Origin of the sequence: Methylobacterium sp. Leaf125 (genome assembly GCF_001423085.1) — a bacterium.
In the GTDB taxonomy this organism is placed as follows: Bacteria; Pseudomonadota; Alphaproteobacteria; order Rhizobiales; family Beijerinckiaceae; genus Methylobacterium.
Genome location: NZ_LMNU01000034.1, coordinates 271662 through 297038, shown reverse-complemented (window position 1 = coordinate 297038; position 25377 = coordinate 271662). Strand labels below are relative to the sequence as shown.

Genomic DNA, 25377 nt, shown 5'->3' with positions numbered 1-25377 from the left:
AGGATCATGACGGCAGCGGCGTAGAGGAAGGCTTGGGCCGAGGCGAGGGTCGCCTCAGGGTCTTTCCAAAGGCGGCGGTTGCGACTGATCCAGCCAAAGAAGCGTTCGACCACCCATCTACGCGGGTGCACGGCAAAGCCGACTTGATCCTTGGGTTTGCGCACGATGTGGACGGTGATGATCGTTGCGGTCGCGGGCCTGTCGCCCGCATAGCCTGCATCGGCGAAGGCCTTGGCGATGAATGGGAAGGTCCGCCGCGACAGGCGCAGCACCGGTCCGGCCCCATCGCGATCCTGTACGTCGGCAGCCTGCGGATCGAGCACGAGCGCGCGCCCGTCCGTGTCGACCAGGGCCTGACGCTTGCGGCCTTTGATCTTCTTTCCGGCGTCGTAGCCCCGCGGACCACCGCTCTCAGTGGTCTTCACGCTCTGCCAGCCCGCTCGCGATCGGCCATGACGAGCGTGTGGTTGATCCGGCCGAACAGCCCGTCGTCGCGCCAGCGCGCGAAGTAGCCGAACGTCGTGCTGCGTGGAGGCAGGTCCTTCGGGATCAGCCGCCAGGCGATACCGCCTCGCAGCACGTAGAAGATGGCGTTCAGGACCTCCCGCGTCGTCCAGACTGGCGGGCGGCCACATGGCGCCGGCTCCGGCATCAGAGGTGCGATCACCGCCCACTCGGCATCTGTCAGGTCGGTTTCATAGCGCAGGCCCGCACGGCTATGCTGCCGCCGGGTGGTCGGGGTCCACATGGCAGATCCAGGTCAGGTTTCAGCCCCCTCCTGGAATCACTGCCATCCCGGCCACTCAACCCTGCCTCAGCCCCTTATCGGACGGGCTCTTAGGCCTAATCGAAGCACTGGCTTCAGGGGCGGACGCTAAAACGGTCCAGGGGCGTCGCCTCATCCGCCCAGCGATCAAGGAGCCCGACGCACGCCTAGTAGGCGCTTCCATACGATTGCTGCGTCAAGCCCATGCACGGGACGACGATATGATGATCGTCGAGAAAACCCTTGCGCTAAAGCTTCGGATCGGCAGCGACAAGCTTAGGCTTAAGGAGGCTGACACAAGGTCTGGCGACCGGTACGAACTGGACGGGTAGGGGAGGGGGAGGCGACCGCCTAGGGCAGGCGCGCAACAGCTTGACCATTGAACGGGGAAAAGCACGGTCGCTCTTGACCGCCGCTAAAGAATCTGTGGTCGGTTGTCGCAGTGAGGCCGATTCTAGGCCTCGCTACTGTGCTGCCCGCGTGCTGCCCACGGATAAATAGTCTCAGCTGGCGGGTTGCTCCGTCATGCCTAAATCGTTGCTATCACGGGAAGTAATTGGTGCCGCAAGAGGGATTCGAACCCCCGACCCCCTCATTACGAATGAGGTGCTCTACCAGCTGAGCTATTGCGGCGCGGTTCCGAAATGGACGCTGCTGTCCGACGGGACCGTTCGGGGGAGGGTCATATCGGTCGTGGCGTGGAATGGCAAGCTTCGACCGGCGTTTCGGGCGGTGGAATGCGCTCGGAAAAGCGATGCAGCACGGCCACGGTCCCGGGACATCGTGCCTGCGATGCGGCCGATTGCTTGACGGCCCGGTGGTCGACCCCGAAGGATTCCGGGCGTTCCAAGGATCATCATGTCGCTGCTCGCTCGCCTTCGCGCCTATGCTGCTGAATCCTTTGGTCTCGGAGGCCATCCCTCGGTGGTCGAAGAGGCCGATGAGCGCCTGGCAGCAATCGCGCTCCTGGTGCACGTGGCGCGAGCCGACGGTATCCTCGCACCGGAGGAAACCGAGCGCCTCAGTCGTCTGGTCGAGGGCCGATTTACCGAGACGAGGGCGGAAGCGGAGGCGCTGATCGCGCGGGCCGCGGCGTTCGACGCACAGACCCGCGACATGGCACAACTGGTCGAGATGATCGGGCACGAGGTCGGTCCGGATCGGCGCGCCCGCCTCCTTGCCATGGCTTGGTCGGTGGCCGGCGCGGATGGCAGCGTCCACGAGTTTGAGGAGGCCCTGGTCTGGCGCCTCGGCGGACTCCTCGGCCTCGACGAGGCTGCCATCGGCGAGGCCCGGCGCAGCGCCGCGGATGGGCAGGTTTCCCTGAGCTGAGCACGCTGCCACGATGATCCTCAGCCTCACCCTGATCCTCCTGGCACAACTCATCGGCGAGGCGCTGGCGCGAGCGAGCAACCTGCCGGTGCCAGGTCCCCTGATCGGTATGGCGTTGCTGCTGCTGTTCCTAGTCATGCGGGATCGGGCCTCCCGCTTGGCACCTCGCGTGTTGGCGCCGCCCCTCGTGGACGGCCGCCTGGAAAGCACCGGCAAGGGGCTTCTCGCTAATCTGTCGTTGATGTTCGTGCCGGCGGGGGCCGGCATCGTCGGACGCCTCGACGTTCTAGCGGTACACGGAGTCGCGTTAGCGGTGGTGGTCTTGGTCTCGACGGTCACGACCCTGGCCGCCACGGCGTTGACGTTCGTGGTGGTTTCGCGCTGGCTCGCCAAGCCGAAGGCACGGCCGTGACCGGCGATTTTGCCGTCTGGGTCTATCTTTCGCGGACACCGCTGCTGTGGCTGACCGTGACGCTGCTCGCTTACGTGGTCGCCGACCGGATCGCTCTCGCGACCCGGCGCCATCCGCTCGCGAACCCGGTGCTCATCGCCATCGCGCTCACCGCCGCCGTCCTGGAACTCACGAAGACCCCCTACGCGACCTATTTTGAGGGCGCCCAATTCGTGCATTTCCTGCTGGGGCCGGCCACCGTGGCCCTGGCGATTCCGCTCTACGAGTATCGCGCCACGGTGCTGCGCTCTCTTGCACCGATGTTGGCAGCCCTCGGGGTCGGTTCGGTGGTGGCGCTGAGCTCGGCCCTGCTGTTGGGGCAAGCGTTCGGCATTCCCCGTGACGTCATCATCTCGCTGGCCCCGAAATCCGTGACCACCGGCGTCGCGATGGGCATCGCTCAGTCACTTGGTGGAGACCCGACGCTGGCCGCCGTCATCGTCATGCTCACCGGCATGACCGGCGGCATCCTCGTCACACCGTTGATGAATGCCCTGCGCATCCGGGACATGCGGGCCCGCGGCTTCGCGGCGGGTCTGGCCGCTCACGGCGTGGGCACAGCGCGGGCCTTCCAGGTGAACGAGGTAGCGGGCGCCTTCGCGGGCATCGCGCTCGGCTTCAACGCCTTCCTCACCGCGATCCTGGCGCCCATCGCGGTGACGTTCCTGCGCTGAGCTCTACTCGGCAGCCACGGGCGCCGGTACCTCACGCGGCACGAACCGACCATCATTGGCGGGCTGCATGTCGAGACGGCGTTCGTGCAGGGCATGCAGGGTCGACCGATGGCCGATGGAGACGATGGTGGTGCCGGGCAGGCGCTCGCGCAGCATCCGGTAGATCGCAGCCTCGCTCGGCTCGTCAAGCGCGGCGGTGGATTCATCGAGGAACAGCCAGTCGGGCTTGGCGAGAACAGCGCGGGCCACCGCCAGGCGCTGCTGTTCGCCGCCCGAGAGGCGCTGATCCCAGGCGTCCACCTCGTCGAGACGATCAACCAGCCCCGGCAGCTGGGCGGCCATCAGAGCGTCACGGATCGCCTCGTCCGGGAACATGTCCGTGGTGCTCGGGTAGACGACGGCGCCACGCAGCGTCCCCAGGGGGATGTAGGGGCGCTGCGGCAGGACCAGGGCCGACTGTCCCTTCGGCAGGTCGATCCGTCCCTGGGCGAAGGGCCAGATGCCCGCAATGGCACGGAACAGGGTCGACTTACCGGAACCGGAGGGACCCGTCAGCAGCGTGGCGCCGCCCTTTGCAATGGTCAGGGCGTCTGCGGCCACGATCTCGCGTCCGTCGGGTAGGCCGAGGCTGAGCTTCGAGGCAGTGACGTCGCCCTTGGTGTCGTTGCCCTGGAACAAGCCTTCCCCGGTCCCTCCGATCGCCTCCGCCTTCGTCATTGCCTGCTTGAACGAGGAGAGTCGGTTGGTATTGGCGCGGTAGGCCGCGATGGTGACGTAGGAATTGATGAAGAACGACAGCGAGGATTGCACGCTGCTGAAGGCATCTCCGGTCTGCTGAAACTGACCAAGTGTAATTTTCTTCAGGAAGTAGGACGGCGCAGCAAGGATATAGGGAAACACCACGCTGATCTGGCTGTAGGACAGCGTGAAGCTACCGAGCTTGATCCGCCGGACGATGATGTCGAGGTAGTTGCCGACGATCGCGTGGAACAGGCTGCTGAGTCGGACCGTCTCGGCGCGCTCGCCGCGCAGCAGCGCGATCTGCTCGCCGTAGATGCGGGTCCGGGCCAGGGAGAAGCGGAAATCGGCCTCCACTTTCTCCTGGCGGAAGTCGAGCCCGATGAGGGGGCGGCCGATGACGTGCGTCAGCCAAGTTCCAATGACGGCGTAGCCGACCACCAGCCAAACCAGGAAGCCCGGCACCACCGTATCGGTGAAGGGCAGCACGAAGTCGCGAGACAGGCCCCATAGGATGACCATGAAGGACACCAGGGTCGCGGCCTGAGACAGGAGCCGTATGGAGAGCGTCGTGGTCTGGGAGATGAAGAGATTGATGTCGCTCTGAATGCGCTGATCCGGGTTGTCTGCGCTCTCCCCGGTGAAGGGGACCCGGTAATGCGTTCCGGCATCCAGCCAGCGACCGTAGAAGCTGCGGGTCAGCCAAGTGCGCCAGCGGATGTGAAGTGTGGCATCCACGAAGGTGTCGAACATGCCGACCACGACCCAGATGGTCGCGAGCGGCGTGAACACCCAGACCAACTGGTACCAGAAGGCGTCGGCGTTGTATTCCTGGAGGGCGTTGAACAGGTCGCGGAACCAGAAGTTCAGCCGCAGCTGCAGGGCGACCTGCGCGAAGGTGATGAAGATCGACAGGGCAACGAGGCGCTGGCCGACCTTACCCTCGGTGCTGCCGAACAGGCGGAAAGGTCCAATCTCCCGTGTCGGCTTGTCGGTGGTGGCGAAGTAGGGGTCGGCGATCAATGTGATCGCCCGGATCGGCTCAAGGTGCGAGATCGCCAGGACGATGCCGGCAAACACCACGGCCCCCGTGGCTGCGAAGCTCGGCGGCAGGAGGGCGGCGAGCGTCGGGGGCAGGAAACCCATGACCGCCAATTGCTTGGCTCCTGCCAGGAACAGGTAGCCGATGCCGTAGACCGAGACGAAGACCTTCAGGTAGGACGAGAGGCGCCCTGATGCGAGCAGAATGCCCGCCATGGCAAGGCCGCTGAGACTGACGTAGAGCGGCGCGGTAACGCCGGGTAAAAGGAGGAGGGCGAGGGCGAAGAGTGCCGTGACGGCGGCTTGCAGGCCGAGGCCTGTCCTCAATACGGCCACGCGCGTCTCCCCTCAGTTCTTGACTTCGTTCGGCATCGTGCCCCGCGGGGGCCGCCCATGCATCGGCATTGCAGGCGGGTCGTGGCGAGATCGTGGCGCACTCCTGCGGCCGACTATCCTCGCGCCGTTACGCGTCTCACCAGTCCCAGTCTCCGAATTCCGGCTCGCGACAGCGATAGCCGATCGGGCATTCCGGGTTGTCGCGCGTGGGCACGAAGCGCAGCTCGGCGATTTCCGTGAGATTGCATTGACCGCGGTCGCGAACGAAGCGCTCGGGCGCTCCGCCAGAACTGATCGAGACGGAGCCCCGGCTCTTCACCAGAGCCATCGCGTCGGCACAGGTCATGCGCTGGGTCGTCGAGAGGGGGCTCTGGGCACCGGCCGGCGTCGCCAGGGCGACACAGAAGGCGAGTGCGAGGCGTCTCGTCACGATACTCGGCGCCACTTCTCAGTTTCGATACGGTCAAGCATGGCAGTTTCCGCGTTGCGCGGAAAGGGCTTGCCGTCCGCTTGCCGCAATCGGGCGCTCTATCCACCGGGATTGCGCCCTCGCAGCGGCGCTGCAACCCAGTGCGTACCTGCTCGAACCCAGGCCGGTGCGCCCGAATGGACGAACGTCGAAGCCATGACGGGATTGTCGATCCTCAACCTTGATGCCGTGCGAGCCGCCCCTGTCTCGCGCGAGCCCTACAGCTTCTTTCTCGGCAACGACGTGCTCAAGCCCGAGGCCGTCGACGAGATCCGCCAGGATTTCCCTGCGATCGCCAAGCCCGGCTATCTCACGGTCGACGAAGTCGCCCTCAAGGGCCGCTTCAAGGCGCTGATCGACGAATTGGAGAGCGACGCGTTCTCGCGCATCATGGGCGAGAAGTTCGGCATCGACCTCGTCTCCTGCCCGCGCCTCACCACCATCATGAAGCGCAGTCAGCTCAAATACGGCTCGATCCACACCGATGGCCCGTCCAAGGTGATGACGATGCTCATCTACATGAACGACGCCTGGGATGCCCCAGCCGCCGGGCGCCTGCGGGTGCTCTACGACGGCAAGAATTACGAACCCTTCGCCGTCGAAGTGCCGCCCACCATGGGCACGATGTTCGCCTTCCTGCGCGCCGACAATTCCTGGCATGGCCACGAGCCGTTCGAGGGCGAGCGCCGCGTCGTGCAGGTGGCGTGGGTCAAGGACGCGAATGAACTGGAGCGCAAGAAGAAGCGCAATCGCACCGCCCAATTCCTCAAAGGCATCTTCGGGCGTTAAGTTCGCACCGAAGCCCCGTTTGGCCCTGGTCCCAAGGGACCGGGGCCCGCCGCACGATCGACAGTGCCCCGGCGGACCGATCGCGCGCCGAATATCCTCGCAGTCCGGGTCTGTTTCCCGTCGCCCACGCCCGGTTCTATCGAATCGGTCTGCAGCGGAGCAGGGCCGGCTTTTTGCGGACCACCTCGGCCGTCCCTTCATGCGCGGCGAAGATCACAGGTGACGCAAGCGCGAGCCTGTCGACGCGGCCAGCGCGCACACGCTCTTCACGCGTCTTAGTCGATATTTCCAAGTCCTGACAACCGTGCATTGTTGTGACCGGCAGGGGATGCCTACCGGGCACTGACGTGCGACGCATCACGCTGAGCCGATCGCTTGATTCGCGCGTCCGGTTCGTCCGATCCCCGGTTCGCGGCTCGCTGTCTCGACCGACAGCGAGGGGAAACGACGTTGTGGGGGGAACGGGCATGAGCGAAGCCGCGCGCCGGCCACGGGGGAGCGGCCGGCTGATTGCGGTCGCAAATATGAAGGGCGGTGTGGGCAAGACCACAACGGTCGTCATGCTGGCTGAGGCTCTGGCCGCAGACGGAGCTTCGGTGCTGGTTGTCGATCTTGATCCGCAGGCCAGCGTCTCGGTCTGCCTCGCCGGGGAGACAGCGTTGGCCGAGATGATCGCCCGGGGTCGCACCCTCGAGGCCTATCTCGCGCTCAAGCTCGTGAGCCGCGAGAAGCCGCTCCTGGCACCCCGCATCCAGAGTCAGACCGGCGTCACCATGCACCGGAACGCGCTGCTGTCACTCGCGCTGCTTCCGGCCGGTCCCTACCTTCGGCTGGTCGAGCGCGAGATCCTCTACGAACTCACCGCGCGCAACTTCTCGATGCGCGCCATCGACGGAAAGCTCCGCACGATCTTCGAGGACGAGTTCGTCCCGCTCGCGGAGCGCTTCGACTACATTCTCTTCGACTGTGCACCTGGCATCTCTCCGATGACCGAAGTTGCGATCCGCGGTGCTGACCTCGTCATTGTCACGTCGATCCCAGACTATCTCTCGACCTACGGGCTCGATGCTTTCATCCAAACGGTATGGGGCGATAAGGATCGACGGCACGACGCGGTCGTACCCGCGCGACAGCCTCACGTGCTGGTGACGCGGTATCAGCCACAGGTCCGCCAGCACCAGCACACGCTGGCGCGGCTTCAGGCGGAAGCGAGCGCAGAGGAGCCGGGGTTCCGCCTCTTCGCGACGCGCATACCCCAGGCAGCGGCGCTGGCTGGAGCGCTCATGCCACGTCGGGATTTGCCCACGTTTTCGGGCAAGTACGGCATCCATGTCTCCACGATCCTCATCCCGCTGGTCGCAGAAGTGAAAGGGGTCTTCGATGGCGCTTGACGTGGATGGTTTCGTTGCCCTCGGGGCGATCGCGCGTTCACCGGAGGTTTTTCCGGATATTCGGGCGGACCTCACCAGGACCGTCCGGACCCTGGTGCTGAAGCAGTTGAAGGTCAAGAATCTGACGCTCGATGGCCTACGCCGGGTGCGCAGATGTTTGGGCACCGAAACCTACGCTCTCATCATCGACGGCCTGACCGAGGCCGAGGCGCGAGCGTTGATCGGACGTCTCGACAAGCATCACGCGGAGGCGAAGCGCGCCAAAGCTGACTGGCTTCGACGCCGCCTGGCCGATCTCGCGGGTGGTGCCGAGCCCGCGGTGAGGACGAAAGCCTCTCCGCAGCGACGAACCGGATCCGCCGCTGCAGCTCCGAGCGTCACGCGTGCCCTCGGAAGCCCTGCCTTTACCGCATCCTGGGACCGCAAGGATCATGATCGGACTAAGAAGGCCGGATCACAAGCGGTTGGTGCGAAGGCGGTGCGCGTCAAGAAACAAGGCGCCTGATGCGCCGCCTGCGATCCTGACTGTTGCACTGCGATCGGCCGTCGCGCAGACGAAAAAGGGGTCGCCTTACGGCGACCCCCCATTCCGATTTGGTCGGGTTCGGACTTCTTAGAAGTCCATGCCGCCCATGCCGCCACCGCCCGGCATCGCCGGGGCGCCGCTGTCCTTCTTCGGAGCATCGGCGATCATGGCTTCGGTGGTGACGAGGAGGCCGGCGATGGAGGCGGCGTCCTGCAGGGCGGTCCGTACGACCTTGGCCGGGTCGACGATGCCGGCCTGGATCATGTCGACGTACTCTTCGGTCTGGGCGTTGAAGCCGAAGGTGATCGAAGAGGTGTTGTCGGTGATCTTGCCGACCACGATCGAGCCTTCGACGCCGGAGTTGGCAGCGATCTGGCGGATCGGGGCCTCAAGGGCCTTCAGCACGATCTTGATACCGGCCTGGACGTCCGGGTTGTCGCTCTTGAGAGCACGGACGGCTTCACGGGCACGGAGGAGGGCGGTACCACCGCCGGGAACGATGCCCTCTTCCACCGCAGCGCGAGTGGCGTTGAGCGCGTCGTCGACGCGGTCCTTCTTCTCCTTGACCTCGACCTCGGTCGCGCCGCCGACGCGGATGACCGCGACGCCGCCGGCGAGCTTGGCCAGACGCTCCTGAAGCTTTTCACGGTCGTAGTCCGAGGTGGTTTCCTCGATCTGCGCCTTGATCTGGCCGACGCGGGCCTCGATGTCCGACTTCTCACCGAGGCCGTCGATGATCGTGGTGGTCTCCTTCTCGATGCGGATGCGCTTGGCGCGGCCGAGCATCGGGAGGGTGACGTTCTCGAGCTTGATGCCGAGATCCTCAGCGATCATCTGACCCTGGGTCAGGATCGCGATGTCCTCGAGCATGGCCTTGCGGCGATCGCCGAAGCCCGGAGCCTTGACGGCCGCGACCTTGAGGCCGCCGCGCAGCTTGTTCACGACGAGCGTGGCAAGCGCCTCACCCTCGATGTCCTCGGCGATGATGACGAGCGGCTTACCGGTCTGCACCACGGCCTCGAGAACCGGCAGCATCGCCTGGAGCGACGAAAGCTTCTTCTCGTGGATGAGGATGTAAGGGTCCTCGAGCTCAGCGACCATCTTCTCCGCGTTCGTGATGAAGTACGGGGAGAGGTAGCCGCGGTCGAACTGCATGCCCTCGACGACATCGAGCTCGGTCTCGGCCGTCTTGGCCTCCTCGACGGTGATGACACCCTCGTTGCCGACCTTCTGCATGGCGTGGGCGATCATCTCGCCGATTTCCTTGTCGCCATTGGCCGAAATGGTGCCGACCTGGGCGACTTCCTCGGAGGACGCGACCTTCTTCGCGCGGCTGGTGATATCCTTCACGGCGGCGGTGGTGGCGAGGTCGATGCCGCGCTTCAGGTCCATCGGGTTCATGCCGGCGGCGACGTACTTGGCGCCTTCCCGAACGATGGCCTGGGCCAGCACGGTGGCGGTGGTGGTGCCGTCACCCGCGATGTCGTTGGTCTTCGAGGCCACTTCGCGCACCATCTGGGCGCCCATGTTCTCGAACTTGTCGGCGAGCTCGATCTCCTTGGCGACGGTGACGCCGTCCTTGGTGATGCGCGGCGCACCGAACGACTTCTCGATGACGACGTTCCGGCCCTTGGGGCCGAGCGTCACCTTCACCGCGTCAGCGAGGATATCGACGCCACGGAGCATCTTCTCGCGGGCGTCGGAGGCGAAGCGGACTTCTTTCGCTGCCATGTCAGATCCTTGTCAGTGATGGGCCCCGAGGCGCCGGATGGCGCCCTCGAAGGGCTCGTGAAAGGGAGGAGAACCGAAAGCCGACTTAGGCGACGACGCCCATAATGTCGGATTCCTTCATGATCAGGAGGTCCTGACCGTCGATCTTGACCTCGGTGCCGGACCACTTGCCGAACAGGACGCGATCACCCGCCTTGACGTCCAGCGGGTTGACGCGACCGGCTTCGTCACGGGCGCCGGGGCCGACGGCGACGATCTCGCCCTCTTGCGGCTTCTCCTTGGCGGTGTCCGGGATGATGATGCCGCCCTTAGTCTTCTCTTCGCCTTCAATGCGGCGGACGACGACACGGTCGTGCAGCGGACGGAACTTCATGAGCTGCCCTCTTGCTTCAAATTCGTGGATGGCGTTGATGCGGCGCGGCAGCGCGCTCAACCCAGGTCGTTAGCACTCTCCTTGAGTGAGTGCTAACGATGGCGCCGAGTTAGGCGCGGGCGTCCCTTAAGTCAAGACTGTCGCAGGTTCGGACGACGATCCAGCGACAGGATCATCCCCCAATTCCACAACCCGACGGAAAGTCCTTCGCGGATGATCAAGCTTCATGGTCCGCAAGGCGCGGTCGAGCCCGCGGCGCAGGCAGCCGCGGAAGCATACCCAGTGGAAGTCGTGTGGATCGATCTCGATGATCCGAGCGCCGAGGAGGCCGAGCGGGTCGAGGCCTGCACCGGCATCCGGATCCCATCGCGCAAGGCCCTCAGCGAGGTCGAGAATTCGAGTCGGCTGCGGCGCTTGAAGACCGGGTTCTCGCTCTCGACCCCGATGGTAACCTTCGACAAACTTGATACGCAGTTGAAGCCGTTGGGCTTCGTGCTCACCCGGGATCGCCTCGTCACGGTGCGCTTCCACGAGCTGCGGGCCTTCGCGGAGGTGAAGAAGCGCATCGATACCGGCGACGGGCCGGGCACCACCTCCACCGAGATCTTCCTTCTCCTGATGGAGGAGCTCGTCGACAGTCTCGCAGATTCCCTCGAGGACATGGGCGCGGACCTCGACGAGTTGTCCACGCGGATCTTCGATTTCGATGTTCGCGGCGGTGCACCGGCCGGGGACGCCAAGCTGCGCAGCCAGACGCCGCGTCGGCGCGACCTGGCACTGCGCCGGATCCTGCGCGGCATCGGACGCCGCGGGAAGACCCTCGGCAAGATCCGTTCGAGCCTCCTCGGACTGGAGCGGATCGTCCCCTTCGTGGCCAACGAGTGCGAGCACATCCTCGGCGAGGAACAGGTGCCGCGCTTCGAGGCCGTGCGGCGCGACATCGCCTCCCTCGATGAGTTCGAGATCCGACTGTCGGAGAACGTCCAGTTCCTTCTCGATGCGACCCTCGGTCTGATCAGCATCGAGCAGAACAACACCTTCCGGGTTCTCACCGTGGCATCGGTGGTCGGCATCCCCCCGACCCTGATCGCCTCGATGTACGGCATGAACTTCAAGCATATGCCCGAACTCGAATGGGCCTATGGCTATCCCTACGGCTTGGCACTCATCCTCGTGAGCGCCATCATTCCGATCGTTTTCTTCCGCATCCGGGGGTGGTTGTGACTGGTTGACGGAATGTTTGGCTGCTCGCGCTAGAGCGTGGCGCGGCGATGCCCCGTCCAGCCGGCATCCGAGGATGACCCGTCCACGCCATGGCCGTGATCGCTGCCTTCGTCCTGAATGCCGGCCTGAACTTCGTCCTCGGCCTCCTGATCGCCAAGCTGCTGGGACCGGCGGAGTTCGGTCTGTTCGCGCTGGCGACAGCCGGTGCGATCGTGGCCAACACCGTCCTGTTCGAGTGGCTGCGTCTCTCGGCGACGCGATTCTACTCAGCCCGGGTCCGTGTCGATGAACCTTGGATCCGTCAGGGCCTCGACCGGGCTTACATGGCCCTCACGCTCAGCCTCTTCGTGGCGGCCTTGTTCTGCGCAGGACTGGGATTCACGCTCGAGCCCAGCGCGGAAAGTCGTCTCGCGATCACGGCCGGCGCGGCGGTCGCTGCCTTGGGTATCGGCGTCTTCGACTATCATGCGGCGCTCGCACGGGCGCGCTTCGACGGCCGGCTCTACTTCAACCTCGTAGCAGTCAAGAACGGCCTCGCCTTCGTGCTGATGGCAGGGGCCGCCTGGTTCTTCCCCCAGCCCGTCTGGGTCTTGACGGCGGCCGGGATCAGCCAGGGTTTCGCGATCCTGCTGCTGTATCGGCCGCTGCGCGATCCGGTCGCCCCGCGCGTGCGGCTGAAGCTGCGGGAAGCCTGGCAGCTCTTCGTTGCCTACGGCCTTCCTCTCATTGCCGCCAATGCGATCTACCAGCTGCTGCCATTCCTGAATCGGGGCAGCATCGCGTCGCATGCAGGCCTCGCCGAGGCGGGCTACTTCGCCCTCGCCGCCGATGTGACCACCCGGAGCATCGGCACCCTCGGGACCGCCCTCGACCTGCTGCTCTTCCAGCTCGCCGTCCGGGTCGAGGAGGAGCAGGGGCGTGCCGCGGCCGAGCGCCAGGTCGGGCTCAACATCGGCGTGGTGGTGGCCCTGCTGCTGCCCTGCGCCGTCGGGTTCTGGGCCGTGCTGCCGGCCCTCGAGGCTCTGGTGGTGCCGGAGGCCTATCGCGGCCCCTTCGCCGCCTATGCGGGGCTGATGGTACCGGGCTTCTTCTGCCTCGCGATGACAAATTTTGCCCTTAACCCGATCTTCCAGATTCGCCGGCGCACGCGCCCGGTGATCGCCGCCGCGCTGGTCGGGCTCGCCTTGAACGGGCTCGGGTTATGGCTCCTTCCGTCTCGCTACGGTCCCGAGGGCGTCGCGATCGCCCAGACCGTCGGCCTCGGGGCCGCCACCCTCGTCCTGGCTTGGCGGGCACTCACCGGACCCCAGCGCCTGCACCTGCCCTGGTGGGAGATCCTGGCCGCCAGTATCGCCTCCCTTGCCATGGCGCTCTGCCTGCTGCCGCTGCGCCATAGCGAGCCGACCCGAGCGCTGCTGCTTTCCGTTCCCCTCGGCATGGTGGTCTATGGCGTGCTCGTCTGGCTCTTCGACATCGCGGGCTTGCGCGGCCACGTGGCGGCGCGTTTCACCCGTTCCCCACCCGGGACCGCACCGGCTGAATAGCCGATCCGAACCGGATGCCATCGGCACGAACCTCCTCTAAGGTGGCTTCACAGGAACAGGATCGAGGGCGCCGCAGAGTGCCCCGGATCGGGTAGGAATCGATGCGTACATATGAGCCTCAGGACGAGGGCGCCGCGGCCGAGATCGTCCGCGCGGCCGTCGGGAGCCCGGAGCGGCTCCGCCTCGTCGGCGGAGCGACCAAGGCCGGGATCGGACGGCCGGCTCAGGACGAAGCGACGCTCTCCAGCGTGGGCCTGAGCGGCATCACGCTCTACGAGCCCGCGGAGATGGTGGTCGCCGCCCGGGCCGGGACGCCCCTGGCCGAGGTTCAGGCCCTTCTCGCGGCCCGCGGGCAGATGCTGCCCTTCGAACCCATGGACCACCGCTCCCTGATGGGCACGACCGGAGAACCGACCTTCGGCGCCGTGGCGGCGGCCAACACTTCCGGGCCGCGCCGGATCAACGCGGGCGCCGCTCGCGACAGCCTCATCGGGGTGCGCTTCATCAACGGGCGCGGCGAGGCGATCAAATCGGGCGGGCGGGTCATGAAGAACGTGACCGGGCTCGACCTGGTGAAGCTGATGGCCGGGTCCTGGGGCACCCTCGGTCTCCTGACGGAGGTGACCTTCAAGGTGCTCCCTGTTCAGGAACGGGTCGCCACGCTCGCATTCCCGGACCTCGACGATGCCCGCGCCATCACGGCCCTGAGCGCCGCCCTCGGCTCACCCTTCGAGCTGACTGGCGCTGCCCACCTGCCGGCCGGGATCGAAGGCGGCGCGGCGCGGACGCTGATGCGGATCGAGGGTTTCTCGGAGTCGATCGATTACCGCCTCGGCGAATTGCGTCGTCTGCTCAAGCGCTTCGGCCAACCGGAGATCGTCGAGGGCGAGGCGGGAACGGCGCTCTGGACGCGTATTCGCGACGTTGCCGCCTTCGCCGAGCCGCGGAGTTCCGCGGTCTGGCGCATCTCCGTCGCGCCGACCCGCGGCCCCGCCGTCACCGCCGCGATCGCCGCCCGGCGCGACGCGCGCTGGTTCTACGACTGGGGTGGTGGGCTGATCTGGCTCGCGACCGATGCGGCCGGCGATGCCGGTGCCGAAGGCGTCCGCGCCGCCGTACGGGCACAGGGTGGGCACGCGAGCCTGGTGCGGGCACCCGACGCCGTCCGGGCGGCCGTGCCGGTCTTCGAGCCGCTGGCCGAGCCCCTCATGCGGATCACCGCGGGCATCAAGGCGGCGCATGATCCGCACGGCCTGTTCAATCCGGGGCGGATGTACGCCGGTCTCTGAGCGGGGGGCGGTGCGGGACGAGGTCGCGCCGCCTGCGCTGTTCGGAGCGATTCCAAGGCTCGGCAACCGGCGCGAGACCCTCTAAACAGGTGGGACCAAGAAGACGATGCCGACGCGGGCCGGACCCGATGGACGGCACGAGGGTGGACCCGAGGACTCACCGTGCAGACCAATTTCAGCCTGACGCAACTCGCCGATCCGGCCATGGCGGCGTCCGAGAAGATCCTCCGGACGTGCGTGCATTGCGGGTTCTGCACCGCGACCTGCCCGACATATCTTCTGCTCGGCGATGAACTCGATTCGCCGCGCGGGCGGATCTACCTGATCAAGGACATGCTCGAGGGCGGAAAGCCGGCGGTGCCGGAAGTCGTCAAGCATGTCGACCGCTGCCTGTCCTGCCTGTCCTGCATGACGACCTGTCCCTCGGGTGTGCACTACATGCACCTCGTCGACCATGCGCGGAGCTATATCGAGGAAACCTATCGGCGTCCGTTGAGCGACCGGCTCCTCCGCAGCGTGCTGGCCTTCGTGCTGCCCTACCCGAACCGCTTCCGGCTGGCCCTTCTGGGGGCGAAGATCGGGGCCCCGTTCCGGCCCCTGGTGGCGCGCCTGCCGCGGGTCGGCAACCGCCTCGCGGCCATGCTCGACCTCGCCCCGGCCCACCTGCCGAACCGCAATCCGACCGACCGGCCCGGCACCTTCCCGGCCGAGACGCGGGCCCTGGAAGCGAGCGCGGCGTTGCATGGGTATACCGCACCGTCGCGTCGAGGTCGCGTGGCCCTGCTGCGCGGTTGCGCCCAGAGCGTGCTCCGTCCCGATTTCAACGAGGCGGCGATCCGGCTCCTGACCCGGCACGGGGTCGAAGTGGTCCAGGCCGCGGGTGAGGGCTGCTGCGGCGCGCTCACCCATCACATGGGCAAGGCGGATTCGTCGCATGCCCAGGCCCAGCGCACCATTGACGCCTGGATCGCCGAGATGGACGGCGCCGGTCTCGATGCGATTCTCGTCACCGCCTCCGGTTGCGGCACGACGATCAAGGATTACGGCTTCATGTTCCGCGAGGACCCGGCCTATGCGGAGAAGGCGAAGCGGGTCTCCGCCATCGCCAAGGACGTCACCGAGTACATGGCCACCATCGGGTTGATGCCGCCGATCGTCGAGACCGACCTCGTGGTCGCCTACCACTCGGCCTGCTCGATGCAGCACGGCCAGGGCATCCGCACCGAGCCGAAGAACCTCCTGAAGACGGCGGGCTTCACCGTGAAGGACGTGCCCGAGGGCCACATCTGCTGCGGCTCGGCCGGCACCTACAACATCCTCCAGCCCGAGATCGCCGCCCGGCTGCGGGACCGGAAGGTCGCCAACATCGAGCGGATGCGCCCCGACGTCATCGCCACCGGCAACATCGGCTGCGCCACCCAGATCGGGAAGGGGACGGCGATCCCGATCGTCCACACGGCGGAACTGCTGGACTGGGCGACCGGCGGCCCGAAGCCGGCGGCGTTGGCGGGATTGCCCGAGCGGGCGATGCTGGCGGCGGAGTAGGGACGCATCAGCGCCGGGGCCGCTCCGACATCGGGCTCCAGCGATATCCCAGTCCGTCGCGGACGACGTACCCCAGCGACGGGAAGTCGGTGTGGTAACCGGCGACGAGGACACGATCGGTGGCGGCCATGTCGTAGATCGTCCGCCGGGTGGCGGCGCCGGCCGCCTTGTCCATGTCGAACAGGGCGTGCCAGTCGGGCCGGGCCAGCGAGGCCACCTCGTGATGGGCGCAGTCGCCCCAGACCAGCAGGCGCTGGCCCGCGCTCTCCACGTGGAAGGCGAGGTGCCCCGGCGTGTGGCCGAAGGCCGCCACGGCATCGATGCCCGGAACCACCGTCTGGCCCGGGGATACGAGGCGAATCCGGTCGGCGAGGGGAAGCAGGTGGCTGCGGAAGACGCGGGCCGACCGGTACGCGTTGCCCTCGGGCGCAGCCGCGAGGCGATCGTCATCCGTCCAGAAGGCGAATTCCCGTTCGCCCACGACGTAACGGGCGTTCGGGAAGAGCGGGCGCCCGTCCTCGAGGAGACCGCCGATATGGTCGGTGTGGCAATGCGTCAGGACCACGAGGTCGATGTCCTCCGGTGACAGCCCGGCCTGCCGAACCCGCTGCGCCAGCTGCCCGCCGGCCGGGCGCGGGATGAAGCCCACGGCGCCGTTTCCGGTGTCGAAGAGAACGGTCTCGCGGCCGGTCCGGACCAGGATCGGCGTGAAGCCGGGGCGGAAACGGTCCGCCGGCCGATGGTTCTCGCGCATCAAAGCCTCGACCTCCGCCCTCGGACGGTCCTCGCCCACGATCGGCCAGGGCCCGTCGATGACCGCGTCGGCATCGCGCAGGGCCGTGACGGTGAAGGTCCCGAGGCGTATCGGCTGCAGCCCATCGACCGGGACGTTTGGGGCCAGGACTTGCGGGGCCAGAATGTTTGGGGCCAGGTTCGGCGTGGACGTGCCAGCCAGGGCCGACCTCGGCAGGGCGAGGCCGGCGACCAGGGTGGCGGCGAGATGACGGCGGGTGAGTTCGGTCATCGCTGGGAGTTTCCCGAGAGGGCCGGTTCCGTCAGGATGGGTGCGGGACCGGTCGCCGACGGTCTATCGCGGCGGGAGGGCGCTCAGCTTGAACGAACGTGCTGCGCCGCCCGGCACCTCGCCCGCCCCGCTCTGGCATGTCGAGGGCGCGCATACGCTCTACGCGGGGCCGCTGACCAACCATGCCAGCCACCAGCACGGGGCCCCGGTCTACCTCGCCGGGCTCTACGAGGCCTTCCGCATCCGCTTCGCGCCGGGGGCGTGGATCACCTGCCGCACGGCCTTCATCCCGGCCGGGATGCCGCATGAGCTGGATTGCGCCGGTGCGCCTATCGGCGTCCTCTATCGCGAGCCCGATGCCGGAGCCTGGGCCCTGACCGGCCTGATGGGTCCGGCCGAGACGGTCGGCACCGCCCTCGTGGGCATGAGCGGGGAGATCGGCGTCCTGCGTTCGCTGTTCGAGCACCGCGACGCCTGCGATTGGGCCGGCGCGGCGGTCGCCGACCTGTCCGGCTTCGCGGCCCGGCGGGTCGACCGACGGGTCGATCCCCGGATCGCGGACATCCTCGTCGACCTGCGGGCCCGGCCGGAGGCCCGGATGAGCGCGGGACGGCTGGCCATGGCGGCGTCCTTGTCCTCGTCGCGGATGCAGCACCTCTTCCGTGCGACCATGGGCGTCCCCTTCCGGCGCTATCGCGGCTGGCTGCGCATGCGCCGCGCCATCGAGGCCGTCATGCGCGGTGCCAACTTCACCGGGGCCGCCCATGAGGCGGCGTTCGCCGACCAGGCGCATTTCGCCAACGCCTTCCGCCGGACCTTCGGCGCGCCGGCCTCCTACAGCCTGCAGGACATCCGCCGCCCGATCCCGTCGCGACGCTCAGGCGCGATCGCGCAGGCTGGTCAGGACGAACACCCGCAGGGCGGATGAGAGGTTCTGGCCCTCCCGGCCGGCATCGATGGCGCCGATCAGGGCCTGGACGGACTGGTCGCGGGCCGCCGCGATCTCCCGCAGGACCTCCCAGAACGGGTCTTCCAGGGAGACGCTGGTCCGGTGGCCGGCGATCATCACCGAGCGCTTGGTGATGCCGGTGGTCATTCCGATGCCGGGCCCTCTCCCGCAGGAGGGAGGGGGAGATGCGCACCCGCCATCCCCATCACCCCTCCGACTCGGGCCCCACCAGCTTGTGGCCCTCGTGGCGGGCGAACGCGATCGCCTTCTTGGCCTCCGCCAGGGTCCTGGCCTTCTTCGGGCGGCCGAAGGCGATGCGGTTGTCCGCCGCCTGCGCCTCCTTGACGTCGCGGGCCTTGGCCTTGCGGGCCTGACGCAGGTTGATGATCTCCGCCATGCCGGTCGGCTCCCTCACTCGGCGCTGGGCGCCAGCATCGTCTCCGGGCGGACCACCCGCTCGAACTCCTCGGCCGTGACGTAGCCGAGGCGCAGGGCCTCCTCCTTGAGGGTGGTGCCGTTCTTGTGCGCCGTCTTGGCGATCTCGGCGGCCTTGTCGTAGCCGATCGAGGGGGCGAGCGCGGTCACCAGCATGAGCGAACGGCTCATCAGGTCGGCGATCTTGTCCTCGTTGGCCTTGATGCCGACGACGCAGTTGTCGGTGAAGCTCACGGCGGCGTCGGCCAGGATGCGGATCGACTGCAGCACCGCGTTGGCGATCACCGGCTTGAACACGTTCAGCTCGAAATTACCCTGGCTGCCGGCGAAGCTCACGGTGGTGCCGTTGCCGATCACCTGGGCGCAGACCATCGTCAGGGCCTCGCACTGGGTCGGGTTGACCTTGCCGGGCATGATCGACGAACCGGGCTCGTTCTCCGGCAGCGAGAGCTCGCCGAGGCCCGAGCGCGGGCCCGAGCCGAGGAAGCGGATGTCCTGGGCGATCTTGAACAGGCCGGAGGCGAGCGCCGTGAGTGCGCCTTGCGTGAAGACCAGGGCGTCATGGGTGGCCAGGGCCTCGAACTTGTTGGCGGCCGAGGTGAAGGGCAGACCGGTCAGCTCCGCGACCTTGGCCGCGAACTTCTCCGCGAAGGCGGGATGGGCGTTGAGGCCGGTGCCCACCGCCGTGCCGCCCTGGGCCAGCGCCAGCACGCCCGGCAGGGTCGCCTTCACACGCTCGGTGCCGAGGGCCACCTGCGCCACGTAGCCGGAGAACTCCTGGCCGAGGGAGACCGGGGTCGCGTCCTGCAGGTGGGTGCGGCCGATCTTGACGATGCTGGCGAACGCCTCGGACTTGGCCTGGAGCGCGTGCTGCAGGTGCTGGAGGGCGGGCAGCAGCCGGTCGTTGATCTCGCGCGAGACCGCGATGTGCATCGCGGTCGGGAAGACGTCGTTCGAGGACTGGCCGCGATTGACGTGGTCGTTGGGATGGACCGGGGACTTGCCGCCGCGCTTGCCGCCGAGCAGCTCGTTGGCGAGGCTGGCGATCACCTCGTTGGCGTTCATGTTCGACTGGGTGCCGGAGCCCGTCTGCCAGACCGCCAGGGGAAATTCCTGGTCGTGCTCGCCCGAGACCACCTCGGCCGCGGAGGCCGCGACGGCCTGGGCCACCTTCGGGTCGAGGGCGCCGAGATCCTGGTTCACCAGGGCGGCGGCCTGCTTGACCATGCCGAGGGCGTGGACGAGGGGCGCCGGCATCTTCTCCGTGCCGATCTTGAAGTTCTGGATCGAGCGCTGCGTCTGCGCGCCCCAGTAGCGATGCGCCGGGACCTCGATCGGGCCGAAGGTGTCGGACTCGGTGCGGGTGGCGGGCGTCTCGGTGGGCGACATCGTGGCCTCTTCGTCTGGTTCAAGCGGACCCTACTTAAACCGCACGTGGTCGGAGCGCGATGGCGCAGGTCCAGCGGGCCGTGTGCCCGGCGCCGAATTGTCATGGTTTATCAGCCCGGAGCCCGGGCCCGGAGTGTCGTCGATGTCGAGTGCCGCCGCCCGCGTTGAAGCCCCGATCGACGAAACCCGGAGGGGCGACGTCCAGACCGGCCACGCCGGGGTCGACCCGGCCGCGCCGGTCCGCTTCCGGCCCGCGGTCCCGAAGCCCCTGCGCGAGCAGCCGGGCCTGTTCGGCTTCCTCAAGGCGGCCCGCGCCAACCCCCTGACGACCTGGCTCGACGTGCATTTCGAGAAGCCGGTGGTGGCCGCCGACGGCGCCCTCGGGCGCGTCACCGTGGTGAGCGACCCGGCCCTGATCCGCTACCTCTACGTCGAGAACGCCGCCAATTATCGCAAGGACGACCTGCAGCGGCGGGTCCTGGCGCCCGGCCTCGGCAACGGCCTGCTCACCGCCGAGGGCGAGGAGTGGAAGCTGCAGCGCCGGACCCTGGCGCCGATCTTCTCGGCCCGGCACGTGCTCGGTTTCAACGGAGCCATGAACGCCGCCGGTGCCCGCATCGCGCGCCGGCTGGCCCGCCGCGACGGCACCCGCATCGACGTCGCCCTGGAGATGACCCGCGTCACCCTCGACGTGCTGGAGCGGACGATCTTCACCAACGGCCTCGCCAGCGACCCCGACGCCCTGGGCCGCGCGATCACCCGCTTCCTCGAATCGGTCGGTCCGATCGACCCCCTCGACGTGTTCGGGGTGCCGGGCTTCGTGCCGCGCATCGGCCGCCTGCGGGCGCGGCCTGCCCTCCGCTTCTTCGCCGAGGTGGTGGACGAACTGATCGAGCGCCGCCGCGCCCTGATCGCGCAGGGGACCGCGCCCGCCGACCTGCTGACGCTCCTCCTGAAGGCGCAGGACCCCGAAACCGGCAAGGGGCTCACCGACCTCGAGGTGAAGGCCAACATCGTCACCTTCATCGCCGCCGGCCACGAGACCACGGCCAACGCCCTGACCTGGGCGCTCTACTGCCTGTCGCAGGACCCCGCCGCCCAGGCGCGGATCGAGGCGGAGGTCGATGCCGTGCCGGCGGGCCAGGACTTCGACGCGGATGCGCTGCCCTACACCAAGGCCGTGATGGAGGAGACCATGCGGCTGTTCCCGCCGGTGCCCTTCCTGAGCCGGCAGGCCATCGCGGAGGACCGGATCGGCCGCATCAAGATCCCCAAGGGCTCCCTGGTGATGGTGGCGCCCTACGTGCTCCATCGCCACAAGACCCTGTGGCAGGAGCCCGGCGCCTTCATGCCCGAGCGCTTCCTGCCCGAGGCCCGGGCCGCGATTCCGCGCTTCGCCTACCTGCCGTTCGGGGCCGGCCCCCGCGTCTGCATCGGCCAGAGCTTCTCGCTGCAGGAGGCGGTGGTGGTGCTCGCCCACATCGCCCGCGCGGCGCGCTTCACCCTGGCCGACGACCACGCCCCGGTGGTCCCGCTCCACCGCGTCACGCTGCGGCCGGAGCACGGGCTGCACATGACGGTGCATCCGCGGGGGTGAAGGACGCGCTGTCCTGTCCGAAGGGCCGTCGCCTCGATCCAGGCGGTGTTGGGGGCAGTACCCGCGCCCAGCACCGCGTCATCCCGGGGGCGCACGGCGGCGCCGGGGATTCAGACCCGCACGGGGTTCAGGACTTGAAGCCCTCGGCGGCTCGGGCTTGCACGCCTCCGGCGCGCGCCCGCAGGTCCGGGGCTCGCTTGCGGCGACCCGGACCGACGGTTCGGTTTTCCCGGTGAGCGTCCGCGTCGGCGCTGCTCCGGTCAGCTCTTCTTGCGGAAGGCGTCGAGACTGACGACCTCGGCGCTGGTCTCGCTGCCGTCCTCGGCCTTCTTGGCCGCCGGCTTCGATTCGGACCCGTCCTCCGACTTCGCGGCCTGGGCGGCGGGGGCCGGTGCGGTGCCGGAGCCGATCTTGGGGACGGCGCTGCCGATGGTGGCGAGGCCCGTGCTCTTCGGCTTGATCTCGGTGGGCTCCGAGGCGGCACCGCGGGGCGGGGTCTTGCCGGCCAGGGCCGGCGCCTCCTCCGAATCCTCCTCGGAGGCGGCCGTCTCCGTGCCCTCGCTGAGGTCGAACTTCAGGCCGAACTGGACGGAAGGGTCGAAGAAGCCCGTCAGGGCGTCGAAGGGCACCAGCAGGCGCTCGGGCACTCCGGAGAAGGACAGCCCGACCTCGAAGGTGTGCTCGTTGACGCCGAGGTCCCAGAACTGGTGCTGGAGCACGATCGTCATGTCCTGCGGGTATTTTTCGCGCAGGCGCTGCGACATGCGCACGCCCGGCGCCTCGGTACGGAACGAGACGTAGAAGTGGTGCTCGCCCGCGAGCCCCTCGCGGGCCGCGTCGGTCAGCACCTTGCGCACCACGCCGCGCAGCGCGTCCTGCACCAGAAGATCGTAGCGGATCAGGTCGTCTGCCATCTGCGGTCGCTTATGCCCGGTCACTGCCCGCCGTCACACGCCGCGATGGCGCTCCGGGTCGGATGAAAATCGAATGGGAACGCCGATGCCCGGCCCTCCCAGAACCCTGCCTGAACAGCCGTCGCGGCCATCCGGGCTTCCGCCCCATCGGGGACGCCCGCCCCGAACGATCCGCGACGCGGCGGCTGCCCGGCGCGGCACTGACCGAGATCCCTGCAACGGACCGAGCTTCCGCCAAAACCCGGGGCCTGTCGAGCCTCGGACCCTTGCGTCCAAAAGCCCGTGGTCCGGAGAGGGGCTGCCGGGTTACCGTTCGGGTCTCGAAGCCGTTCCGGCACCGCCGGATCCCCGTCCTCGCCGAGCCTTTCGGCCAACGCCTTGATTATAGTGGGAGTGCCGCAGCATTTGAAGCCCGATGATGGGGCGCCGATGCCCGAGGTGCCGGCAGGCGGGTCCGCCCCCGCACGGCCGCGGCCGTCCCGGGTCCGCACCGGCCTCGGCGCCGCGGCGGCGCTGGTCGGGCTGGCCTTCGCGGCGTTCCTGGCCCTGGCGGTGGCGACCCTCCTCGCCCTGGTGATCGTGCGGGTGGGCGGCGACTGGATCGACGGCGTCGCCGTCCTGGGCGGGGACCGTCCGCGCCTGCATCCCCGCCAGCTCGCCCTGCGGGAACTCTCCGTGGACGTGGTGCGGCAGCTGGTCCTCGCCCTCCTGGTCGTGGGGGCGGTGCGCTGGCGCGACGGCGCGGCCTGGCGCCGGACCCTGGCCCTGGTCCCGCCGGTGCCCCCGCCCTGGGGGGCCGGCGCCCCGGGCCTGTCGGTGCGCCGCTTCGCCGTGATCCTGCTGGTCTGGCCCGTGCTCCACATCACCTGGGTGACCGGCAGCGCCGAGCTGTTCCGGATGCCGATCGGCCGGCACACCGCCCTGTCGCCGGGCCTCACCCCGGCCGCGGCGGCCCTGTGGTTCGCCTACGTGCTCGTCCTGGCCCCGGTGGCGGAGGAACTGCTGATGCGCGGGGCCCTGTTCGCCCGGGCGCGGGAGACCTTCACGGCGCGGGGCGCGATCCTGGCGACGGCCCTGCTCTTCGCCGGCGCGCACCTCACCCCCGCGGGCTTCGCCCGGCCGGTCTCGCTCATCCCCCTGGCGCTCATCCTCGGCTGGGTGCGCTGGCGCAGCGGCCGGCTCTGGCCAGGCATCCTGCTCCACGCCTGGAGCAACCTCGCGATGATCGCCTACGTGCTGGGGCCGGCCGTCGGCTGAGGCCGGCGCGGAGGCGGGGCGATGGCACGACCTGTTGACGCCCCGGCCCGCCACCTCGCCAGCCCCGGCGCTTCGGAGTATTCCGGGGACCCCCGCCTCGGAGCCGCGATGCACGCCTATCACCAGCTTCTCGAACGCATCCTGCAGGACGGGGTGCGCAAGGACGACCGGACCGGCACCGGCACCCTCTCGGTGTTCGGGCATCAGATGCGCTTCGACCTCGCGGAGGGCTTTCCCCTCGTCACCACGAAGCAGCTGCACCTGCGCTCGATCATCCACGAACTGCTGTGGTTCCTCACGGGCGACACCAACGTGCGCGCCCTCCAGGCCAACGGCGTCAGCATCTGGGACGAGTGGGCGGATGCGAACGGCGACCTCGGGCCGGTCTACGGCCACCAGTGGCGCTCCTGGGCCAAGCCCGACGGCGGCAGCGTCGACCAGATCGCCTGGGTGCTCGATGAGATCCGGCGCAACCCGGATTCCCGGCGCCTCATCGTTTCGGCCTGGAACCCGGCCGACCTCGACCGGATGGCGCTAGCACCCTGCCACTGCCTGTTCCAGTTCTACGTCGCCGAGGGGCGGCTCTCGTGCCAGCTCTACCAGCGCTCGGCGGACGTCTTCCTCGGCGTGCCCTTCAACATCGCGAGCTACGCCCTCCTGACCGCGATGATCGCTCAGGTGACAGGCCTGAGGCCCGGCGACTTCATCCATACCCTCGGGGACGCCCACCTCTACGTGAACCACCTCGAACAGGCCCGGCTGCAGCTGACGCGGGCGCAGCGGCCGCTGCCGCGCGTCGTGCTCAATCCCGCCGTGACCTCGCTGTTCGACTTCCGCTTCGAGGACGTCGCGATCGAGGGCTACGCCCCCCATCCGGCGATCCGCGCCCCGGTGGCCGTCTGATGCCGGCCCCCCGCATCACGATCATCGCGGCGGTCGCCCGCAACGGCGTCATCGGCCGCGACAACGACCTGATCTGGCGGCTGCGCAGCGACCTGCGCCGGTTCAAGGCCCTGACCATGGGCAAGCCCCTGCTGATGGGGCGCAAGACCTTCGCGTCGATCGGCAAGCCGCTGCCCGGCCGGCGCACCATCGTGCTCACCCGCGATCCCGGCTTCGCGGTGCCCGAGGTCGCGGTGGCGCATGACTGGGCGGGCGCCCTCGCGGCGGCCGAGGGCGCCGACGAGCTGATGGTGGCGGGCGGCGGCGAGATCTACGCCCTGGCGCTGCCCCAGGCCGAGCGCATCCACCTCACCGAGGTCGATCTGGCGCCCGAGGGCGACACGGTGTTCCCGCCGTTCGACCGCGGCCTCTACCGGGAGACGCACCGCGAGGCGCATCCCCCCGGCGAGCACGATGCCTGCGCGTTCAGCTTCGTCGATCTGGCGCGCACGGCGTGATGGCGCCGTAAACCATGGAAGCGCGACCCATTGCGCAATGGGCGCCGGTGCGGTTGTCTTTCCCGCGCCCGATGCCCAAGTGGCAATCTTGACAGGATCCCGGGCGCCCACGCAGGTGCCAGGGTCGGGTCACGACGAGATCAACACTCTTGTCCACGCGGGGGAGTTCCGGCCCGCCTCCTGAGGAGGCCGG

Annotated in this window: 24 protein-coding genes, 1 tRNA gene and 1 pseudogene; 15 read left to right on the top strand and 11 right to left on the bottom strand. The window is 68.2% G+C overall.

Going from position 1 to position 25377, the window contains the following annotated elements:
• Positions 1-748, bottom strand: a pseudogene (locus ASF58_RS19855) (IS5 family transposase); the annotation flags it as partial.
• 575 nt (positions 749-1323) lie between these two features.
• Positions 1324-1399 (bottom strand) — tRNA-Thr (locus tag ASF58_RS19850).
• A gap of 225 nt (positions 1400-1624) precedes the next feature.
• Here ASF58_RS19850 and ASF58_RS19845 point away from each other — a divergent pair.
• Genes ASF58_RS19845 through ASF58_RS19835 form a run of 3 tightly spaced genes read left to right on the top strand, consistent with a single transcriptional unit; the run spans position 1625 to position 3223 of the window.
• On the top strand, positions 1625-2098 hold the full coding sequence (locus ASF58_RS19845) for a TerB family tellurite resistance protein (protein WP_055956520.1): 474 nt from the start codon (positions 1625-1627) through the stop codon (positions 2096-2098).
• A 13-nt stretch (positions 2099-2111) separates the two neighbouring features.
• Positions 2112-2510, top strand: coding sequence for a CidA/LrgA family protein (locus ASF58_RS19840; RefSeq protein ID WP_055956517.1), 399 nt, complete (start codon positions 2112-2114; stop codon positions 2508-2510).
• Positions 2507-3223, top strand: coding sequence for an LrgB family protein (locus ASF58_RS19835; RefSeq protein WP_055956514.1), 717 nt, complete (start codon positions 2507-2509; stop codon positions 3221-3223). The genes ASF58_RS19840 and ASF58_RS19835 overlap by 4 nt, the downstream gene beginning before the upstream one ends.
• Positions 3224-3226: 3 nt before the next feature.
• On the opposite strand, the gene ASF58_RS19830 is transcribed toward ASF58_RS19835, so the two are convergent.
• Positions 3227-5338 carry an ABC transporter ATP-binding protein/permease gene (locus ASF58_RS19830; RefSeq protein ID WP_055956511.1) on the bottom strand — a complete coding sequence of 704 codons (2112 nt, stop codon included), beginning with the start codon at positions 5336-5338 and terminating at the stop codon, positions 3227-3229.
• 136 nt (positions 5339-5474) lie between these two features.
• A complete protein-coding gene (locus ASF58_RS19825) occupies positions 5475-5768 on the bottom strand; it encodes a hypothetical protein (protein ID WP_103710463.1) in 294 nt (97 codons plus the stop codon).
• A 39-nt stretch (positions 5769-5807) separates the two neighbouring features.
• Between ASF58_RS19825 and ASF58_RS19820 the strand changes: the two genes are divergently transcribed.
• The 3 genes from ASF58_RS19820 (at position 5808) to ASF58_RS19810 (ending at position 8492) form a co-directional block, all read left to right on the top strand.
• A complete protein-coding gene (locus tag ASF58_RS19820; RefSeq protein WP_244477405.1) occupies positions 5808-6596 on the top strand; it encodes a 2OG-Fe(II) oxygenase in 789 nt (262 codons plus the stop codon).
• Between the two features lie 467 nt (positions 6597-7063).
• Positions 7064-7987 carry an AAA family ATPase gene (locus ASF58_RS19815; RefSeq protein WP_055956501.1) on the top strand — a complete coding sequence of 308 codons (924 nt, stop codon included), beginning with the start codon at positions 7064-7066 and terminating at the stop codon, positions 7985-7987.
• Positions 7977-8492, top strand: coding sequence for a hypothetical protein (locus tag ASF58_RS19810; protein WP_055956496.1), 516 nt, complete (start codon positions 7977-7979; stop codon positions 8490-8492). The genes ASF58_RS19815 and ASF58_RS19810 overlap by 11 nt, the downstream gene beginning before the upstream one ends.
• 108 nt (positions 8493-8600) lie before the next feature.
• Here the strand turns inward: ASF58_RS19810 and groL are convergent, their stop codons facing one another.
• Together groL and groES are read right to left on the bottom strand one after the other, a co-directional pair.
• Positions 8601-10244, bottom strand: coding sequence for a chaperonin GroEL (gene groL / locus ASF58_RS19805; RefSeq protein WP_055956495.1), 1644 nt, complete (start codon positions 10242-10244; stop codon positions 8601-8603).
• Between the two features lie 85 nt (positions 10245-10329).
• Entirely contained in the window at positions 10330-10617 is a 288-nt protein-coding gene (groES, locus tag ASF58_RS19800; RefSeq protein WP_018042554.1) for a co-chaperone GroES, read from the bottom strand.
• Between the two features lie 213 nt (positions 10618-10830).
• Between groES and ASF58_RS19795 the strand changes: the two genes are divergently transcribed.
• The 4 genes from ASF58_RS19795 to ASF58_RS19780 all read left to right on the top strand — a co-directional run bounded on the left by ASF58_RS19795 (position 10831) and on the right by ASF58_RS19780 (position 16219).
• On the top strand, positions 10831-11841 hold the full coding sequence (locus ASF58_RS19795; RefSeq protein WP_055956493.1) for a magnesium transporter CorA family protein: 1011 nt from the start codon (positions 10831-10833) through the stop codon (positions 11839-11841).
• Positions 11842-11930: 89 nt separating this feature from the next.
• Positions 11931-13385, top strand: coding sequence for a lipopolysaccharide biosynthesis protein (locus ASF58_RS19790; protein WP_055956491.1), 1455 nt, complete (start codon positions 11931-11933; stop codon positions 13383-13385).
• A gap of 101 nt (positions 13386-13486) precedes the next feature.
• Positions 13487-14674 carry a glycolate oxidase subunit GlcE gene (gene glcE, locus ASF58_RS19785; protein ID WP_055956488.1) on the top strand — a complete coding sequence of 396 codons (1188 nt, stop codon included), beginning with the start codon at positions 13487-13489 and terminating at the stop codon, positions 14672-14674.
• Positions 14675-14836: 162 nt separating this feature from the next.
• Positions 14837-16219: a heterodisulfide reductase-related iron-sulfur binding cluster gene (locus tag ASF58_RS19780; protein ID WP_055956485.1), complete on the top strand. Its 1383-nt coding sequence runs from the start codon at positions 14837-14839 to the stop codon at positions 16217-16219.
• 7 nt (positions 16220-16226) lie between these two features.
• On the opposite strand, the gene ASF58_RS19775 is transcribed toward ASF58_RS19780, so the two are convergent.
• A complete protein-coding gene (locus ASF58_RS19775; RefSeq protein WP_082513190.1) occupies positions 16227-17243 on the bottom strand; it encodes an MBL fold metallo-hydrolase in 1017 nt (338 codons plus the stop codon).
• Between the two features lie 88 nt (positions 17244-17331).
• Here ASF58_RS19775 and ASF58_RS19770 point away from each other — a divergent pair, with 88 nt between their 5' ends.
• Positions 17332-18171: a helix-turn-helix domain-containing protein gene (locus ASF58_RS19770; RefSeq protein WP_055956482.1), complete on the top strand. Its 840-nt coding sequence runs from the start codon at positions 17332-17334 to the stop codon at positions 18169-18171.
• On the opposite strand, the gene ASF58_RS19765 is transcribed toward ASF58_RS19770, so the two are convergent.
• The 3 genes from ASF58_RS19765 to fumC are packed head-to-tail and all read right to left on the bottom strand — an operon-like array spanning position 18121 to position 20016.
• Entirely contained in the window at positions 18121-18339 is a 219-nt protein-coding gene (locus tag ASF58_RS19765) for a ribbon-helix-helix domain-containing protein (RefSeq protein WP_055956479.1), read from the bottom strand. The two genes, ASF58_RS19770 and ASF58_RS19765, sit on opposite strands and share 51 nt — an antisense overlap.
• Positions 18340-18397: 58 nt before the next feature.
• The gene (locus tag ASF58_RS19760) at positions 18398-18589 is read right to left on the bottom strand and encodes a DUF4169 family protein (protein ID WP_055956476.1); all 192 of its coding nucleotides are present in this window, start codon (positions 18587-18589) and stop codon (positions 18398-18400) included.
• A gap of 14 nt (positions 18590-18603) precedes the next feature.
• Positions 18604-20016 (bottom strand): class II fumarate hydratase, encoded by a 1413-nt coding sequence (gene fumC / locus ASF58_RS19755; protein WP_055956474.1) that lies wholly within the window; start codon positions 20014-20016, stop codon positions 18604-18606.
• 142 nt (positions 20017-20158) lie between these two features.
• Here fumC and ASF58_RS19750 point away from each other — a divergent pair, with 142 nt between their 5' ends.
• Positions 20159-21613: a cytochrome P450 gene (locus tag ASF58_RS19750; RefSeq protein ID WP_082513189.1), complete on the top strand. Its 1455-nt coding sequence runs from the start codon at positions 20159-20161 to the stop codon at positions 21611-21613.
• A 260-nt stretch (positions 21614-21873) separates the two neighbouring features.
• Here ASF58_RS19750 and ASF58_RS19745 read toward each other — a convergent pair whose 3' ends face one another.
• Entirely contained in the window at positions 21874-22527 is a 654-nt protein-coding gene (locus tag ASF58_RS19745; RefSeq protein ID WP_055956470.1) for a ClpXP protease specificity-enhancing factor SspB, read from the bottom strand.
• Between the two features lie 429 nt (positions 22528-22956).
• Here ASF58_RS19745 and ASF58_RS19740 point away from each other — a divergent pair, with 429 nt between their 5' ends.
• From ASF58_RS19740 to ASF58_RS19730, 3 genes are all read left to right on the top strand, one after another.
• Complete coding sequence (locus tag ASF58_RS19740) at positions 22957-23784, top strand: type II CAAX endopeptidase family protein (protein WP_156375803.1); 828 nt, start codon at positions 22957-22959, stop codon at positions 23782-23784.
• Between the two features lie 108 nt (positions 23785-23892).
• On the top strand, positions 23893-24687 hold the full coding sequence (locus ASF58_RS19735) for a thymidylate synthase (protein ID WP_055956467.1): 795 nt from the start codon (positions 23893-23895) through the stop codon (positions 24685-24687).
• Complete coding sequence (locus ASF58_RS19730) at positions 24687-25184, top strand: dihydrofolate reductase (protein ID WP_055956465.1); 498 nt, start codon at positions 24687-24689, stop codon at positions 25182-25184. Before ASF58_RS19735 ends, ASF58_RS19730 begins: the two co-directional genes overlap by 1 nt.
• The last annotated feature ends 193 nt before the right edge of the window (positions 25185-25377 follow it).